The organism is Flavobacterium sp. TSSA_36 (assembly GCF_051547165.1).
Classification (GTDB): Bacteria; Bacteroidota; Bacteroidia; order Flavobacteriales; family Flavobacteriaceae; genus Flavobacterium.
The window spans coordinates 303,474-320,724 of record NZ_JBPTTP010000003.1 but is presented as its reverse complement, the minus strand read 5'-3'; the positions used below and the strand labels follow the sequence as shown (position 1 = coordinate 320,724).

The 17,251-nt window shown below is 35.3% G+C and carries 14 protein-coding genes; 4 read left to right on the top strand and 10 right to left on the bottom strand.

Features of this window, described 5'->3' with window-relative positions; genetic code table 11:
* Window positions 1–59: 59 nt before the first annotated feature.
* The 3 genes from ACSVH7_RS08055 to ACSVH7_RS08045 form a co-directional block, all read right to left on the bottom strand.
* The gene (locus tag ACSVH7_RS08055; protein ID WP_438066205.1) at window positions 60–2,450 is read right to left on the bottom strand and encodes a 3-hydroxyacyl-CoA dehydrogenase NAD-binding domain-containing protein; all 2,391 of its coding nucleotides are present in this window, start codon (window positions 2,448–2,450) and stop codon (window positions 60–62) included.
* A gap of 59 nt (window positions 2,451–2,509) precedes the next feature.
* Window positions 2,510–3,001 carry a MarR family winged helix-turn-helix transcriptional regulator gene (locus ACSVH7_RS08050; RefSeq protein WP_438066204.1) on the bottom strand — a complete coding sequence of 164 codons (492 nt, stop codon included), beginning with the start codon at window positions 2,999–3,001 and terminating at the stop codon, window positions 2,510–2,512.
* Between the two features lie 730 nt (window positions 3,002–3,731).
* Window positions 3,732–5,189, bottom strand: a complete 1,458-nt coding sequence (locus tag ACSVH7_RS08045; protein ID WP_438066203.1) for a TonB-dependent receptor — start codon at window positions 5,187–5,189, stop codon at window positions 3,732–3,734.
* Window positions 5,190–5,287: 98 nt separating this feature from the next.
* Between ACSVH7_RS08045 and ACSVH7_RS08040 the strand changes: the two genes are divergently transcribed.
* Genes ACSVH7_RS08040 through ACSVH7_RS08030 form a run of 3 tightly spaced genes read left to right on the top strand, consistent with a single transcriptional unit; the run spans window position 5,288 to window position 7,074 of the window.
* Window positions 5,288–6,052, top strand: a complete 765-nt coding sequence (locus ACSVH7_RS08040; protein WP_438066202.1) for an MBL fold metallo-hydrolase — start codon at window positions 5,288–5,290, stop codon at window positions 6,050–6,052.
* A gap of 14 nt (window positions 6,053–6,066) precedes the next feature.
* Window positions 6,067–6,567: a hypothetical protein gene (locus ACSVH7_RS08035; RefSeq protein WP_438066201.1), complete on the top strand. Its 501-nt coding sequence runs from the start codon at window positions 6,067–6,069 to the stop codon at window positions 6,565–6,567.
* A 27-nt stretch (window positions 6,568–6,594) separates the two neighbouring features.
* Window positions 6,595–7,074: a GNAT family N-acetyltransferase gene (locus tag ACSVH7_RS08030; protein ID WP_438066200.1), complete on the top strand. Its 480-nt coding sequence runs from the start codon at window positions 6,595–6,597 to the stop codon at window positions 7,072–7,074.
* A 335-nt stretch (window positions 7,075–7,409) separates the two neighbouring features.
* On the opposite strand, the gene ACSVH7_RS08025 is transcribed toward ACSVH7_RS08030, so the two are convergent.
* From ACSVH7_RS08025 to ACSVH7_RS08010, 4 genes are read right to left on the bottom strand one after another with little or no spacing between them, the layout of a single operon-like run.
* Complete coding sequence (locus tag ACSVH7_RS08025; protein ID WP_438066199.1) at window positions 7,410–8,051, bottom strand: alpha/beta hydrolase; 642 nt, start codon at window positions 8,049–8,051, stop codon at window positions 7,410–7,412.
* A gap of 9 nt (window positions 8,052–8,060) precedes the next feature.
* Window positions 8,061–8,384 (bottom strand): DUF4870 domain-containing protein, encoded by a 324-nt coding sequence (locus ACSVH7_RS08020; protein WP_438066198.1) that lies wholly within the window; start codon window positions 8,382–8,384, stop codon window positions 8,061–8,063.
* A 12-nt stretch (window positions 8,385–8,396) separates the two neighbouring features.
* Entirely contained in the window at window positions 8,397–9,647 is a 1,251-nt protein-coding gene (locus ACSVH7_RS08015) for a dihydroorotase (protein ID WP_438066197.1), read from the bottom strand.
* Window positions 9,648–9,678: 31 nt separating this feature from the next.
* On the bottom strand, window positions 9,679–11,607 hold the full coding sequence (locus ACSVH7_RS08010) for a BatA domain-containing protein (RefSeq protein ID WP_438066196.1): 1,929 nt from the start codon (window positions 11,605–11,607) through the stop codon (window positions 9,679–9,681).
* A 339-nt stretch (window positions 11,608–11,946) separates the two neighbouring features.
* Here ACSVH7_RS08010 and ACSVH7_RS08005 point away from each other — a divergent pair, with 339 nt between their 5' ends.
* Window positions 11,947–13,062 carry a lactonase family protein gene (locus ACSVH7_RS08005; RefSeq protein ID WP_438066195.1) on the top strand — a complete coding sequence of 372 codons (1,116 nt, stop codon included), beginning with the start codon at window positions 11,947–11,949 and terminating at the stop codon, window positions 13,060–13,062.
* A 74-nt stretch (window positions 13,063–13,136) separates the two neighbouring features.
* Here the strand turns inward: ACSVH7_RS08005 and ACSVH7_RS08000 are convergent, their stop codons facing one another.
* The 3 genes from ACSVH7_RS08000 to ACSVH7_RS07990 form a co-directional block, all read right to left on the bottom strand.
* On the bottom strand, window positions 13,137–14,489 hold the full coding sequence (locus ACSVH7_RS08000) for a DEAD/DEAH box helicase (RefSeq protein WP_438066194.1): 1,353 nt from the start codon (window positions 14,487–14,489) through the stop codon (window positions 13,137–13,139).
* 148 nt (window positions 14,490–14,637) lie between these two features.
* The gene (locus ACSVH7_RS07995; RefSeq protein ID WP_438066193.1) at window positions 14,638–15,009 is read right to left on the bottom strand and encodes a response regulator; all 372 of its coding nucleotides are present in this window, start codon (window positions 15,007–15,009) and stop codon (window positions 14,638–14,640) included.
* 12 nt (window positions 15,010–15,021) lie between these two features.
* Window positions 15,022–17,250: a DUF4838 domain-containing protein gene (locus tag ACSVH7_RS07990; protein ID WP_438066192.1), complete on the bottom strand. Its 2,229-nt coding sequence runs from the start codon at window positions 17,248–17,250 to the stop codon at window positions 15,022–15,024.
* Window position 17,251 lies beyond the last annotated feature (1 nt).

Here is a 17,251-nt window from a genome sequence, read left to right as displayed (position 1 = left end):
AGAGAATAGAAAATTGACTTTTGTCTTACATCTATATTCTATTCTCTTTTTTCTATTTTCTAATTACGAAGTGGTTTCCCTTTTGTTAACATGAACTGAATTCTTTCTAGCGTTTTTCTCTCAGTACAAAGTGATAAAAATGCTTCGCGTTCAATGTCTAATAAATATTGTTCAGACACCAATGTAGCTTCAGATAAATCACCACCAGCCATAACATACGCAAGTTTGTTTGCAATTTTTAGATCGTGGTCCGATATATATTTACCAGCAACCATTTGATTGGTTCCAACTAAGAACATTCCTAACGCTTGTTTTCCTAAAACTTTTACATCTGTTCTTCGAATTGGTTGCGTATAACCGGCTTCGGCCATTAATAAGGCATGTTTCTTAGCTTCTGCAATTTGACGGTCTTTGTTTACTACCACAATATCTTTGCCGTGTTGCAATAGTCCAGTGTCAAATGCTTCGTAAGCTGAAGTTGATACTTTTGCCATAGCGATGGTCATGAAATATTCTTGCAGCACATTCAATTCTACATCGTTTTTACGGAATAAATCAGAAGCTCTCAAAGCCATTTCTTTAGATCCGCCACCGCCAGGAAGTACACCAACACCAAATTCAACCAATCCCATATAGGTTTCTGCAGCGGCAACCACTTTGTCAGCATGTAAGCTCATTTCGCAACCACCACCAAAAGTCATTCCGTGTGGCGCAACTACTACTGGAATTCCAGAGTAACGTACACGCATCATAGTATCTTGGAACATTTTGATAGCCATGTTCAATTCGTCGTATTCTTGCTCTACAGCCATCATGAAAATCATTCCAATATTGGCTCCAACAGAAAAGTTTGCCGCTTGATTTCCAATTACTAAACCTTGGTATTCTTTTTCGGCTAGATCGATGGCTTTGTTGATTCCTTGCAATACATCGCCACCAATAGTATTCATCTTAGATTGGAATTCTAGGTTTAAGATACCATCTCCCAAATCTTGAATAATGGCGCCACTGTTGCTCCATACTTTTTTGGTTTCGCGAATGTTGTTCAAGATGATGAATGCATCCTGACCGGGAACTTTTGTTTGTGATTTGGTTGGAACATTGTAGAAATACGTAGCACCCTCTTTTACAGTATAAAAACTTGTATTTCCAGCAGCAATCATTTCGGTAACCCAAGCCGCAGGTGCTAGACCTTCAGCTTGCATAATTTCAATTCCTTTTTCAACACCTATGGCATCCCAAATTTCGAATGGTCCATTTTCCCATCCAAAACCAGCTTTCATAGCGTCGTCAATTTTGTATAATTCGTCTGAGATTTCAGGAATTCTGTTCGAAACATAAGCAAACATTCCAGCGAAACTTTTTCTGTAGAATTCTCCTGCTTTGTCTTTTCCTTTTACTAAAACTTTAAATCTATTGATGGGTTTGTCAATTGTTTTTGTCAATTCCAAAGTAGCAAAAGAAGCTCTTTTAGAAGGACGGTATTCCAAAGTGTCTAAGTCTAAAGATAAAATTTCTTTGCCTTCTTTTTTGTAAAAACCTTGACCTGTTTTACTTCCCAACCATTTGTTTTCCATCATTTTGTTGACGAAATCTGGTAATTTGAACAACTCGTGTTGCTCATCAGTTGGGCAGTTTTCGTAGATTCCGTTGGCTACATGTACTAAGGTATCAAGACCAACAACATCTACAGTTCTGAAGGTAGCCGATTTTGGACGACCAATAACTGGTCCCGTCAATTTATCCACTTCTTCAATGGTTAATCCTAATTCTTTCACTAAGTGAAACAAACTTTGTATTCCGTAGATTCCAATTCTATTTCCGATAAAAGCTGGAGTATCTTTGGCTACAACCGAAGTTTTTCCTAAGAATTTTTCACCATATCCTGTCAAGAAATCCAATACTTCAGTTGAAGTTTGTGGGCCAGGAATGATTTCGAATAATTTTAAGTAACGCGCAGGGTTAAAAAAGTGAGTTCCGCAGAAGTGTTTTTGGAAATCTTCGCTACGGCCTTCGCTCATGAAGTGAATCGGAATACCAGAAGTATTTGAGGTTACCAAAGTACCTGGTTTTCTGAATTTTTCAATTTGTTCGAAAACCAATTTCTTGATGTCTAAACGCTCTACAACCACCTCGATAATCCAATCTACACCTGCAATTTTTGCCATGTCATCGGTAGTGTTTCCAGTACTAATACGGTTTGCGAATTTTTGATTGTAAATAGGAGAGGGTTTTGATTTTAAAGCGGTAGCTAAACTATCATTTACCAATCGGTTTCTCACGATTTTACTCTCGAGAGTTAATCCTTTTTTGGCTTCTGCATCCGTCAATTCTCTTGGAACAATATCCAAAAGTAAGACTTCAACACCAATGTTGGCAAAATGGCAAGCAATTCCAGATCCCATGATTCCAGATCCAATTACTGCGACTTTTTTAATTGTGCGTTTCATACTTAGTTACTATTTTATTTTTTTTTTGATTAATTCGAATAAGTGCTTTTCTTGAATAATTAAAAAGCTCCGTTTTGATTAGTAAAACTTTGTTCTTCATTGATTTCAAGACCTTCAGAATTAAAGATTCTTTTTTCAAGAATTAATTCATTAATGATCTCGGCTACTTCCATGAAATGCAATAATTTTTCTTCCGATACGTGTTCTTTAACGGTTTCATTAAAGCGGAGTACGGTATTTTTGGAAAGCTCCCTTTTTTCTTTTCCAAAAGGAGTAAGATATAGTAAAACTCCTCGGCCATCTTCTGGATTTTTTTTTCTGTAAATCAATCCTCTTTCTTCCATTGATTTGAGTGTTCTAGTCAAACTCGTGGCTTCCATTCCCATTCTAGGTCCCAAGGAAGTTGATGGTGTTCCATCATCTTTGTCAATACTCAATAAGGCAAATCCTGTTGCCATGGTAGCATCATATTTGGCCGCTTCTTCATTGTACATTCTTGAAACGGCTTGCCATGTTGCCCTTAAAACATAATCAATTGTTTTGTCTTTCATAGTTTACTATATCGATTTCAAATATATATAAAAAATACTATGCATGCATATTATTTTTTGATTTTTTTTATAAAAATAAAATTTAAGTACTGAAAATCAGTAATTTGATTTTTTTATTTTTCATTTTTTCTTTTTTTTGTATCTAATGGATAGGAAAACGTATTGGACCTATTTTTTTCTAACTGTAGCTCACATTTTGCATTAGAAATTCACTTTAACTAAATTACTGCTGCTTTGTTATATTTTAAGCGGAGTTCAGTGAATTTATTTCTTCTTCAAAACCAAGAATTTTTTTTACTAATGTTTTTTTTTTAAGAGTTCAAGATACGCTACGTTTAATTCTCCCATTTTTAGATTCAAAAGTACTAACTCATTGATTTATATTTTTTTCAAAATAGTCCGTGAGGGCTAGTTTTTATTGAATAATTTCCTGTCAGTACAAAGTATAGCGCAAAGTCTAGGTTTGAATGTTACTTTAATAAGGAGTTTGATTGAGTAATCGTAAGAAAAAAGTAAAAAATTTAACGGATAAAAGTGGTAGGTAAAAACGGAAAAGAAAAAAAAGTAATTCTTTGAGACTATGTGGTTCTTTGGTGTTAAAGACTAGAAAATGTGTAGGAAGGATTTGGATGATGTGTTTGAACGACAAGCTGATGTCGATCATTGTTTGTATTATGGGGTAAAGATAAAAAAAGAGCCAAGTTTTTTATACTTGGCTCTTTTAACAATTTTAGGCTTGTAAAACTTTGGTGGAATCATAACCAAATAGTCCTTTTTCTTTAATAATTTCTGAAACTCCCTTCGGTAGCATAGTTTCCCATCCTGGTTTTCCTTGGATAATCATTTTAAGTACTTCTCTAGAAAAAACGGTAAGAATTTCAGGGTCATAATTCGTAATGTCTTCTACTTTTCCGTTGAATTTGAAAAATTTATAGAGCTCTTTCATTCTTGGGTGAACTTTTAGATTAGTTGACGTGATGATTTCTCCTTCTTCACCAATCATAGGGTATAAGAATACTTTCATGTCACGGTAAAATAATTTACCGAAAGCTTCCAAAATTCCACCGCTTAAATGGCGGTAATATTTTTCATCAAAAATATCTACTAGGTTATTTACTCCCATGGCTAATCCCATTCGGGCTTTGGTGTAATTAGCAAAGTATTCCACTACTTTATAATACTCTTGGAAGTTAGAAATCATAACAGTTTGTCCTAAAGAGCACAATAATTCAGCTCTATCCATGAAATCCTTCTCGTCAATTTCACCGTCTGAGCGTAAGTTGGAAAGTGTGATTTCAAAAATAACTTGCGTATTTTCTTTTTCTACTTTATTTTCTTCCAAAAACATTTCAATAGATTTCTCATACATATCCATGTTTACTTTGGTAACAGGACGGAAACTACCTCTAAAAGCTAAAATGTTTTTTTTATAAAGTATGGCGGCGGGTAAAATGTTTTTTCCTTCTGGGTTGAACATTACGGCATCGGTCATGCCATTTTTTACTAATTGTAAACTCATTAATCGATTGTCTACTTCAGCAAATCGGGGACCTGAAAAATTGATCGTGTCAATTTCTAATTGGTCTTTATCTAAGTGGTCGTACAAATAGCGTAATAATTTTTTGGGATCATTATATTTGTAAAAAGCACCGTAAATCAAGTTAACCCCCAAAATTCCTAAAGTTTCTTGTTGTAAACGCGAATCCGTTTCTTTAAAACGGATATGAAGTATGATTTCATTATAAGCTTCCTTTGGGTCTAATTGATACCGAATTCCTACCCATCCGTGACCTTTAAATTGTTTTGCGAAGTCTATTGTAGCTACTGTATTGGCATAACTAAAAAACAATTTATTAGGGTGTTTGACTCTGCTGAGGCGTTCCTCTATCAATTCTCCCTCAAAAGTGAGCATTTTTTTTAGACGACTTTCTGTAACATATCTGCCATCTTCTTCGATACCATATACGGCGTCACTAAAATCTTTATCATAAGCTGACATGGCTTTTGCAATAGTTCCCGAAGAACCACCTGCTCTAAAAAAATGCCTTACTGTTTCTTGACCTGCACCAATTTCAGCAAAAGTGCCGTAGATGTTTTCATTTAAATTAATTCGAAGCGATTTATCCTTTATTGATGGAATTTGCTCAATAATTTTGTCTCCTTTAAGTTTGATTTTTTTTGTTTCCATTGGTTGTATAGAAAAGTAGAATTTTGATACAAAGTTAACTAATTCGATTTCGAAATGAATGATAAATAATTCTATTTTTGTAAAAAAATTAACAAGCTTTGAATATATATTTTTTAGGTACCGGTACCTCTCAAGGCATTCCTATCATCGGGAGTACCCATCCTGTTTGTAAAAGTGCTGACCCTAAGGATAAACGACTTCGGGTGTCTCTTTGGGTTTCATGGGGAGAATATTCTTATGTAATTGATTGTGGACCTGATTTTAGGCAACAAATGCTAGCGTCAGATTGTCAAAAAGTGGATGGAATTTTGTTTACTCATGAACATGCTGACCACACCGCGGGTTTGGATGATATTCGACCATTTAATTTTAAGCAAGGTGAAATGCCTATTTATGCCCATCAAAGGGTTATTCAAAATTTGAAAAAACGATTTGACTATGTGTTTGAAACCGAAAATCGTTACCCTGGAGCCCCCTCAGTAAAAACTTTTGAAATCCAAAATAATAAAGTTTTTGAATTAGGCGGTAAGCAGGTGATTCCGATAGATGTTTTGCACGGCGATTTGCAAGTTTTTGGATTTCGAATCGATGATTTTGCCTACCTGACAGATGTGAAAACAGTAGCGTTTGAAGAAACCGAAAAATTGAAAAATTTAGAGGTTTTGGTACTAAATGCTTTGCGTATTGAACCGCATTCTACTCATTTTAATTTGCAAGAAGCGCTCGACTTTATTGCTTTGGTACAGCCCAAAAAAACCTATTTAACCCATATTAGTCACCTGTTAGGTTTTCACGAAGAGGTCCAAAACCAACTGCCTGAAAATGTGTTTTTGGCATATGATAACTTAATGATTACCCTTTAATTCTGTTTTAAAAAATGAAAAAATCACTCCTACTTTACGGTTTTATTTTAGCGATACTCTTCAATATTTATACCTATGTCTTTTTGAATAAAGAAGTAAAATTCGAACAAGAAAAATTTACAAAAGTAACCACCAAACTTAGAGATAGTATCAAAAAAGTCACGTTGAAATTAGACGAGGCTGCTTATTTTTCATTAGAAAAAAATGAGAATGCCCAAAATTATTTTGAACTAACTAATCCTAATAAAACGATTTTAATTGAAAAACTAATTCCTGTTGTTACAGAAAAATTACTGGATTACAATTCGAATCCAAAGGGGAATCCCTATACTGGTCAAGACCCCATTGGGCCTAATAAATTTGTTATTAATAAAGTCAAAATTTTAAATCATCGTTGGATTATTGCAGATTTTAGTGATGGTGAATATTGGGGAGAGGTAATTTTGAAGTATTTTATTAACCCTGACGAAAGCATTACTTTTGAGGTCAATCAGTCGTTATTATATCAAAAGTAATTGTCTAATTTTAAAAAATCAACTAAAATGAATGTGCCTTTTTCTATTCATAAAGCAGAGATTACTGATGCTGTGGCACTGAGTGCATTGATTTTAAACAATGCTAAGTATTTTTTAAAACCCCATTATTCTGAACAGCAATGGGGTGTTTTTGAACAGTATTATTCAATTGAAACTTTGCAAGAAAAAATCCAAAATCAGAAGGTGTTTTGTGCCAAACAAAATGGAAATATTGTGGGGACAATTGCTTTAGATCACGACTATATTGTTGGATTTTATACTCATGTTGATTTTGCCAATAAGGGAATTGGTTCAAAGTTACTAAGATACATCGAAGAGGAAGCTAAAGCTAGTCGACTGTCAGTGCTTTTTTTGGCTTCATCTCCTGTTGGGGTAGATTTTTATCTAAAATATGGATGGCAGGTAGTATCAGCATTGGCAATTGATTATTTGGGAGTCTCTTTTGTGGAAACCGTTATGAAAAAGCAACTTTCCGATGAAAATTGAGCGCCTTTTTTTAGGGTATTCCAAAAGGCTGTGGGTTTTGTAATTGATAAAATAAGTAATTATAAATTGCACTAACTGGCACGAAAAACAGGCTCTTTTTGATTTTACAATTCTTTGAGCACCAAAGTTATGGGTGCTATTTTGTTTTTAAATAGAGTGGAATTCTATCTAACACTTTTTTAATCTTTGCAAATCAGCGAATCAGCGGTAAAAAAAGTTAGCAAGCTGCCGTCAAAGTTTTTCCGCTTTTTTTAAATTCGTGACAATTAGTGAAACCCAAGTGGTAATTTTTTACCCAAATACTTCAGAATAGTCCTTCTTTTACAACATTGGATTTATTGCAACCAATTTTTGAAATCATAAAAATTTTGTGGCGAAACACCATGACCGATAGGATATTCTTTATAGGTTATGGCTACCCCTAGTTTTTCCATAAAAGGAGCCGTTTTTCTAGCCCATTCTACTGGGATTACCTGATCTACGGTGCCATGAGAAGCAAAAATGCGTAAGGAATTAAGGTTGTTTTTTAAGTAGTCTTCTGCTAAAATTTCAGGGTTCAAGTAGCCGCTCATTGCTACGATTTGTTTTATTTTTTCAGGAAACGATAAAGCCACAGCATAACTCAAAATGGCACCTTGGCTAAAACCTATTAGACTTACTTCTTCTTTGTTGATAGGATATTTTTGAAGTAGTTCATCGATAAAGTGGGCAATCTGGTCACGAGATGTTCGTGCTTGATCATTATCAGAAAATTTGTTTTGATCGGCATCAAAATTAATGGCGTACCAGGCATAACTGCCGTATTGCAAATCATAAGGCGCTCTAGCCGAAATAATATAGTAATGATCCGGTAATTCAGGCGCAAATGAAAACAAATCAGCTTCATTGCTACCGTATCCGTGTAATAAAATCAAAACGGGATTTTGATCTAAAATAATTTTTGGTTCTCTTATTTGGTATTCTAAAGATACATTCATGTAGTGTGATTATTCAATGTTTTTAAAAATCTTTTGAAACTGTTCGCCTAACAGTGGAATTAGTTTTTTTTCTCCTTGTAAAGCTCCGGTAAAACCAAAAATCCAAAGGATAAAATAGAAAACATAAAAGGCAGACGAAATCATCCAACTATCAAAATAGCCAATAAAATAGCCAATTAAAAAGAAAGAAAGGAAAATGCCTAATGCTTGACGAATGTGAAATGCTGCAAAAACATCTTTCTTTTCGGAGTTCATAAAAATCGCTATGACTGCACCAATGATTGTAATGTAGCTCACTATGGCAGTGTTTTTTCCCTCGTTAGTTGTATTCATTTTTGAAGGGTTTTAATTTAAAATTAGTTGGTTCTGGTTGATACAACCATACACTTTTCCTTGTAGTTTTTGACCCAAAAAAGCAGTGTTTTTTGATTTTGAAAGTATGTTTTCTTTGGTAAAAATACTTTCTCCAAAGGGAGTAAAAAGAGTTAAATTAGCGGGTTCCCCTTCGTTAATGGTGTAAGATGGAATACCAAACGTTGTTTTTCCAGCGGTTAATTTTTCAATAATTACGGCTGTTGGCAAAACAGTAGATAAAGCTCCAAACGCACTTTCTAATCCAATAGTGCCGTTTTTAGCACCATCAAATTCCATTTTTTTATGCTCTATATCGATAGGATTATGGTCAGAAGTAATCATGTCGATTGTCCCGTCGAGAATTCCTTCTAGTAAAGCTTTTCTATCGACTTCGCTTCTAAGTGGCGGACTCACTTTGTAGCGGGTATCAAAACTATCGAGTTGGTCTTCGTTGAGCACCAAATGATGTACACTAACGCTACAGCTTACGGCTAATCCTTTGTTTTTTGCTTCTTTTATTAAGGCTACTGATTTTGAGGTAGATAGTGTTGGGATGTGCAATTTGCCTCCTGTATATTCTAATAAAAATAAGTTTCTGGCAATATGTAACTCTTCTGCCAGTGCGGGGATTCCTTTTAAACCCAGTCGGGTAGAGGCTACGCCTTCATTGGCTACTCCATTCCCTTTAATTTTTTCGTCTTGGGCAAAAGTAATAACGAGTCCGTCAAAATCTTGGGTATATTGTAAAGCGATTTTAAGCAAGTTAGCGTTGTCTAAACTTTTGTTGTAATCGCCAAAGGCAATGGCACCTGCTTTTTTCATGTCAAAGAGTTCAGCCATGTCTTTTCCTTCGCTCCCTACGGTTAGAGCACCAATAGGGTAAAGGTCAGTTAGGGAAGTTTTAGCCTTGTTAACTACAAAATTCACTTGGGCTTGATTGTCAATTACAGGATTTGAATTAGGTTGTAAAGCAATCGCTGTAAAGCCACTTTTTGCGGCAACGCTCAATCCATTGCTAATCGTTTCTCTGTCTTCAAAACCAGGTTCTCCCAATGACACGCTACTATCGAACCATCCTGAAGATAGGTGCAATTGTGGGCACTGGATTTCTTGAGCGCCGTCATTTTGAAGAGAGGATGCTATTTTTTGTATGACACCATCTTGGATAAAAACATCCATGGTTTGGTTGTGAAAAGGGCTTTTAGCATCGATGATTGTGGCAGCTCTAAGGAGAATTTTCATGGGTTTAGGAGATAAGTTTTTTTGAACTTTATTATTTTACAAATCGGATAATGGCCATTTCGGCTAGGAAAAAGGCCAGCGCAAAGATAAGAAACCATTTCCAAAGTTGATGGTCTGTTCGGTTGGTTTGTAAAGTGTTGAATACGTTTTTGATACTGTCTAGGGTTTCAAAATCAGTAGTCATATAGGTGTTGATTTGGCTTAAATCACTTTCGGTTCGGGGATAATTGAACGCCATAGTCCCGAGTGCTTTTTCTTTGTTAAAAATGGTATAGTTGCCTGAATTTTTTGGAAGATCAGCAAAGGTTAATTTGACTTTGTTATCTTGGATTTGTTGAATGGGGATGAATTCTTCGTTCTTTCCTTTGAGTGTTAGTATGGATTCTTTGGTCAATGTTGTATTGACCCAAAACGGACTGTTATTTCCAATAGTAGCAGCATGTAATAAGGTGTTTTTGTGGTGTATTCCCATTTTGTAGAACACGGGTACTATCAACGGTGATTGTTGGAAATTACTGTTTTTTAGGTTTAAAGGGGCGGTAAAAAGGAAAACTGTACCTGCTGATTTTGCAACTGCGGTTAGAAAAGGCGTTTGATCTTCGAAGGAAAGTATGTTGGGGGAATTACTTTTAATAGTGAAGGATTGTTCGGTTTTTGGATATTGAAAATTAGTGATTTTGCTTTCAAAAACGCCACTAAAAAGGGGGTGATCAAAATGGATTTTAGTAATTTGTTTTGGGGTGTTTTCTGTAGCTATTATTTGAAGGTTTCCAATGTTTTTTAGCAATGAATTTAGTGTTTCTGTATCTGAATCTTCCGAAGGAATTAGGATTAAATTGCCTCCTTTAATGACGAAATTTTGCAAAGTAGTTTGTAAGGCTTGCGGAATTTCGTTGATTTCATTGAGTATAATTGTGGCTTGTTTATCTAGAAGATTGTAGTCGAGTGTGCGCAAATCTGAAGTGGTGAAATTAAATTCTTCAGGTGTAAATATTCGGGATAAAAAATTGCTTTTTTGGGGATCTCCGAGGCTTAGAATGGCTGTTTTTTCATTTTCGGTGATGCTGAAATAGTAGTCATTGTCGTAGGTTAGACTATTGTCTTCTATTTTGGCGAAACCATCAAACGCTTGTTTTGGAATGGTGAAGTTTATTGTTTCTTTTTTGGTTTTAAAAGGGATCATGGTTTTGGCAATCAGCTTATTTTGATGATATAAAGCTATGGGTGTGGGCTTTAGTTCTTCTCCAAAACCATTGATAAGTACGGTTATTTCATAGAACTTATCCAAGGTTTGCTTGATGAAGACGCTGTCAATGGAAGCATTGTTTTTTTGTTGTGCTTTGGGTGTAATGAGATAAGCTAGGTCGTCGGGCTGTGTTTTTTGGGTACTTTTTTTAGGGATTCCTAGTGCATCAGAAATGATGACGATGTTTTTTTTGAAAGCGGATTTGTGGCTGTTGATTTTAGCTAATTGTGCTTCTAGATCAAATGGGAGCGGGGAATAATTGAGGTTTTGTAAGTCGCTTTGTAGGGTTTTGATATCAGTGTTCCAAAAGGTTTGTTCGTTAGTTAATAATGAAAAAGTAGTGTTTTGAGGGGTTTCGGTTAGTAGTTCTTGAACGGCTCTTTTGAGCAATTCGCCACGAGGTCCTTTGGCTTGCATGCTGAAGGAATTGTCTAGAATGAGGTACAATTCGTTGGTGGTATTTTTATGGTCTTTGGCTTCAAAAAAGGGTTGTGCGAAGGCGAGAATTAGGGCTGATAGTAATAATAAACGGGTGGCTAATAGTACCCGTTTTTTTATTTTTGAACTTTTTCGGGATTCAATGGTTAATTTTTTTAAGAAGCGAACATTGGTGAAATATTCTGTTTTAAATCTTCGGAGTTGGAATAAATGTACCAAAATGGGTAGTACTAAAAGAAATAAAAAGTATAGAATTTCGGGGTTTTTGAAGTGCATTCTATGTTGGGTTTATTTTAGGTTTACGTTGTTTTTTGGATGTTTCCAAGAGGGCTCTTTGCTTGCTTTTAGCCCCGATCGCAGTGGCATCCTTTTTTTTAGTGGCTAGGTTTTTTTACCTAGCCACTAAAAAAAAGATATAACGGAGAGCGGGACGATGCTGGCAAAAAGGCGTTTTCTTTGCCGCTCCTTATAAAAAGCACACTCTTATTAATCTTTCAAAAATACGAATTTGTACCTATAAATGGGGAGTGATATGGGGTTTTTTCAAATTGGGATTATTTATTTTGAGTGAATTAAATAATGCCTATTTTCGCTCTTTAAAAATATATCGTTATTATGAAAGTTAAACTAGGGCTATTGCTTTTTTTGTCGTTTTTCACCACGTTGCAAGCGCAACAGAATTTATATCATTTACTGATTGGTACTTACACTAATAGGTGTGAGAAGAAAGGGGTTTTTAATTACAAATTGGAGGTGAACTCAGGCAATTCGCTGTTGCATGGATTTACTGTGAATATTGAGAATCCTAGTTATTTAGCACTTTCATCGGATAATAAGCATCTTTATGTGGTGAATGAGTCGGGTGTGAATAGTACGGTTACTGCTTTTAACTATGACGGGTTAGCGGGAAGAATGGTTGTATTGAACAAGCAAGCTACTAAGGGAGCGGATCCGTGTTATTTGATTACGGATGATAAGAATGTGATTACGGCAAATTATTCAGGAGGAAGTATTACTGTTTTTTTTAAAAATGCGGATGGTAGTTTGACCGAGGCGAAACAGGTGGTGCAACTTTCTGGAAGTGGACCTAATGTGGAGCGTCAGGAAGCATCACACCTGCATATGGTGGCTTTTTCTGGGGATCATAAATATGTTTTGGCGGTTGATTTAGGTGCGGACAAAATTTATGTTTACAATTATAATGCGGATGCGAGTAAAGATTTGCTGACTTATAACAGTAGTGTGAGTGTAAAGCCGGGTGGAGGGCCTCGTCATTTGACTTTTGATAAGGAGGGCAAATATGTGTATGTATTGAATGAATTAGACGGCGGACTATTGACTTATAGTTTTACTAAAGGGGTGATGACATTGATTGCCGATACTTCGGTGATGCCGAGAGATTATACGGGTGATTTTAGGGCTGCCGCGATTGCATTATCTCCTGATGGTAAGTTTTTGTATGCAACTAATAGGGGAGAGGCGAATACTATTTCGATTTTCAAAGTCTTGAAAAACGGGAAATTGGAATTTAGAGAAACGGTGAGTACTTTGGGTAAAGGTCCTAGAAGTTTTGTGATTGATCCAACAGGCAATCTGTTATTGGTGGCGAATCAATCCAGTAATGAAGTGGTGATTTTTAAACGGGATAAAGAAACGGGGAGTTTGACGGATTCTGAAAAAAGAATTTCGGTATGTGAGCCTGTACATTTGCTGTTTGAAAAGCGTTTGTAGTCAGTGTTGCTAAATTACAAAAGCCACAAATTCACGAATTTAAAGTTTGTGAATTTGTGGCTTATTTTTTTTTCTTATTTGTTAGAATCTTTACGTTTTTTGTTTCTAGTTTTTAGCATGTTTCGATTGACAGAACCGTGTGTTTTTTTCTTGGTTACACCGGGTCCTCCTAGATTGATTTTTTTGTTCTTTTTGCTTTTTTCATGAAAAGCGCCATCCCCTTCTAATTTCACCTTTTTCATTAAAAATTTAATGGGTTGTCGGTCTTTTTCGGGTTCGATTAATTTGGTTGAAATTTCGACTTCTTCAGGAAAATCAGCTATTGGTAACTCCATATTCATTAAGACTTCGACTTCTATTTTGTATTCTTCTTCACGAGGTGTTACAAAACTAAGGGCCGTTCCTGTGGCATCCGCTCTACCGGTTCTACCAATACGATGCATATACAATTCAGGCATTTCGGGCATTTCGAAGTTGATAACATGGGTGATGTTTGAAATGTCTAATCCTCGGGCCATAATATCGGTGGTAATCAATCCTCTCAAGTTTCCTGCTTGGAATTCTGCCATGGTACTTAATCGATAATTTTGAGATTTGTTGGAATGTATGATTCCAAATTGTCCCTCAAATTCTTCCTCAATTCGATTAAATAGCATGTCCGATATTTTTTTGTTGTTTACAAAAACTAAAACTCGGCTCATGTCCACATTCTTTTTCAAGAGATGGGATAAAAGGTTGATTTTGGTATTGAAGTTAGGCACATTATAAGTGATTTGTTCAATGTTTTCCAATGGTGTTCCCGAAGCGGCAAGCGTTACTTCTTCCGGAAAATCAAAATAGTCATTGAGTACCGCATCTACTTCATCGGTCATGGTGGCCGAGAATAGAATGTTCTGACGCTTGGTTTTCATCATGGCTAGTAGAGCGGTTAACTGTGTTCTGAAACCTAAGTTGAGCATTTCGTCGAATTCGTCAATGACTAATTTTTGGGTTTCATCGAAACGAACGACAGCGTCTAACGCCAAATCCATGGTTCTACCTGGAGTTCCAACTAAAATGTCAACTCCTTCATACACGGCTTTTTTCTGGGTATTGATGTTGACTCCTCCGTAAATTCCTAGTGTTTTGACCGACATGTATTGGGTTAACTTTTCAACTTCTTCCACCACTTGAACTACCAATTCTCGGGTAGGAACAAGAATGACAATTTTGGGAGTATTGGTGTTGGTAAATTTGTATAGCTTTAATAACGGGATAAGGTAAGCAAATGTTTTTCCTGTACCTGTTTGGGCAATTCCCATCATATCTCTTCCTGACATAATTACCGAAAAGGTTTTTTCCTGAATGGGAGTAGGTGAGGTGAAACCTAGATCGTCTATTGCTTTTTGTACAGATTTAGGGAGATTGAATTGTTCGAAAGTACTCATTTGCTTAAATTTTGTGCAAAGGTACACTTTTTTTTGCTCTTGTATTTTCCTGAAAATCAATTGTTTGATTAAGTGGTTGTAAATGAAGTCCTCTCAGTACAACTTGATGAAACACTTGATCTTTCTATTTTGGTTAGCTAATTTTCTATTATTTCTTTAACAAACGTTTTATTCGAAGTAGCAGTTCATTTGGATTGAAGGGTTTAGCAATAAAATCTGAGACTCCTAATTGAAAGGCTTCTTCCACTGTTTTTTCTTCATCGGCTAAGGAAGAAAGCGCTACAATAGGGATAGAAGGATAGTTTTTGTTTAAATAATTGATAATTTCTAACCCTGATCTTGGTGGAATAAGTATGGCAATAATAATCAAATCAAAGGATGCTTCTTGTACTCTAGTAATTGCTTCATTTCCATCATGAGCAATGGTCATCTTATAATTTTCTTTCTCCATGATGATAGACAAGATATCTAGGGTCATGGAGTCGTTTTCTATAATTAATAGATTTGGAATTGTTTTCATTATAAAAGAGGTTTAATTGAAAAAAAATTCGATTTCATCCAGCATTATCATTGGTTTTTTGTTTTTGCGATAACGCCAATAGGGCACAGTATCTTGATTTTTAATGATCATTTTAATTTTTTCAAATTTACTAAAGTTAGGATTGTTTATCTCCCAAGTTTTTGTTGTAATATCAAAATTTTCAGTTAAATCTTCCCCATTTTTAGTTGTTATTACTTTCCATTTGTTGTTTTGTAAACCATAAATCGTCAAAGCTTCTGGAGGAAAAATCCAATGTCTTTGATCTTCTAAGAAATTTATTTTTAGGGAATTGAAAGCTATTCCATTTGTATTGATCTCTATTTCAGGATTACTACCATACCATCCCATCCAGTTGATGTTAAAATCGTGATAGCCTTTGATACCATCAATTAATCCTTTTGCGCCCTTGGCAGAATATTCTTTGGAAGGAGGGGAGAGCACTTTAATTTGCATTTTTTCGCCCAAATGTTGGATAGTATTTTTACTGATGGCTAACCAATCTTTATAATAATTATCGGGAGAAATTCCACCTTCACTAAGTTCATAAATGCCCATTTTGTTGCATTGTTGGCTAAATTCTAAAACTCTTTCAGTTAGTCCTTTCTTTACTATTTTTTGGCCATTTTCATCAGTAGTAAAAAGTCCATGTGTGTCTGCTCCATAAAATTTTGATTGTTCAAAATAGACATATTCCAGAGAAAGTCTCAATTTTTGAACCCTTACTTTAAGTATAGCATCATCTGCAACCGCATTCAGAGCTTCTTCAATAATGCTATCGTATTGATCCATCGCTTCAGGAGTTAAATATGAATTTCGATTTTGAACAGGTCCGGAATAAATATCTAGATACGCTTTTGATTTTTTTTGATTTTCAGATAAAAGGGTCAAATAACGTTGAATGCTCGAAGCCGCTTTACCATAATACCCTCTTAAAAAGTCGGCTGTAGTGGCTTTTATGTTAATCTGGGTATTCCAAAGTAGTTTTGCTAATAAGTATTGTCTTAATTCGGTAAAATCTCCAGGAACATCTGCGTACCCTTGTGCAAACACGCCTTTGACCTTATTTTTTTTAAATGTTTTATAATTATCTTCAAAATAGCTCAGATTAGGAAAGGGTGACAAATAATTAGAAAATTGTACTGTATAATCCCATACCAGTAAATTTTTGTTCGTATTTTCCCATCGATTTAAGCTGTTTGCAATGGATTTGTTACTGTTTTCAAGGGATATTGGGATGCCGCGATTCATTTCGATGGGGCAAAAAAGCGTTGTAATATTAGGTGCTATGACTAGATTCGTTGGAGGATTGTAGGTGTGTAAATAGGCTAAAGTACAAATTTGTGTTTTGGGGAATTGTTGTGCAACTGCATTTAAAAAATAATATAAAGCGCCTTGGGGGCCTCCATATTTCTGGGCTATTTGTTTACATTGGTGGCATTCGCAATAGATAACATCATCGTTTTGGCTTATAGAAAAAAAGCGACTATCCGGTTTTTGGGCAATTTCTTTTTTTAAGAAATCGGATACTAATTTTACAACAGTATCATTCGTCATACATAGCGATTCTGCTCTTCTTTTTCCATTGTACAATGCAAAAAGTTTGGGGTCTTTTTTGAAAAAATCCTTAGGAGGAACTAATCGGTCAAAAGTATGTCCCCAAAGGCCAAAATCATTTTCGTGCCAATCAAGTTTATGCCATTCTCTGAAGGAGGCATCATAACAATCAGGGTAGAGTAAATATCTGTATTCAAAATCAGGTGAATATTTTTGAGAAAAATTTTGGGGAAATGAAAAAGATTCGGGTTTTGGGATGTATGCTACAGTACTGGTGAATTTTCTGAATTCCCATTGCTCTAAGAGTGAATACGCGGCATATTTAAGGGATTTCAATTGCTTAGCGATAAGATAAATATGGTGTTGATTGCTTTTTAAAAGAAATTCTTGCGCCTTTAATTCTTTGTTCTTTTTTTGTATTTCTAGTATAATTTGCGGTTCGTTACTAGCGTTTTTTGTGTTTTTTAATTCAAAAGTGTTTGGCAGTGATTTTTCTAAATAAGAATAAAGAATCTCTGCTGCAATTTTTGATTCGTCGCAGGTATACACAAGGGCAACTTTATGTGGTTGGTTCCCAATTTGGATAGTTTTAGATTGTGCCATAGAAGAAGTAAGGAATGCAAATCCATTCATTATGAATAATAGAAGTAGTGCTTTCAAATTCATA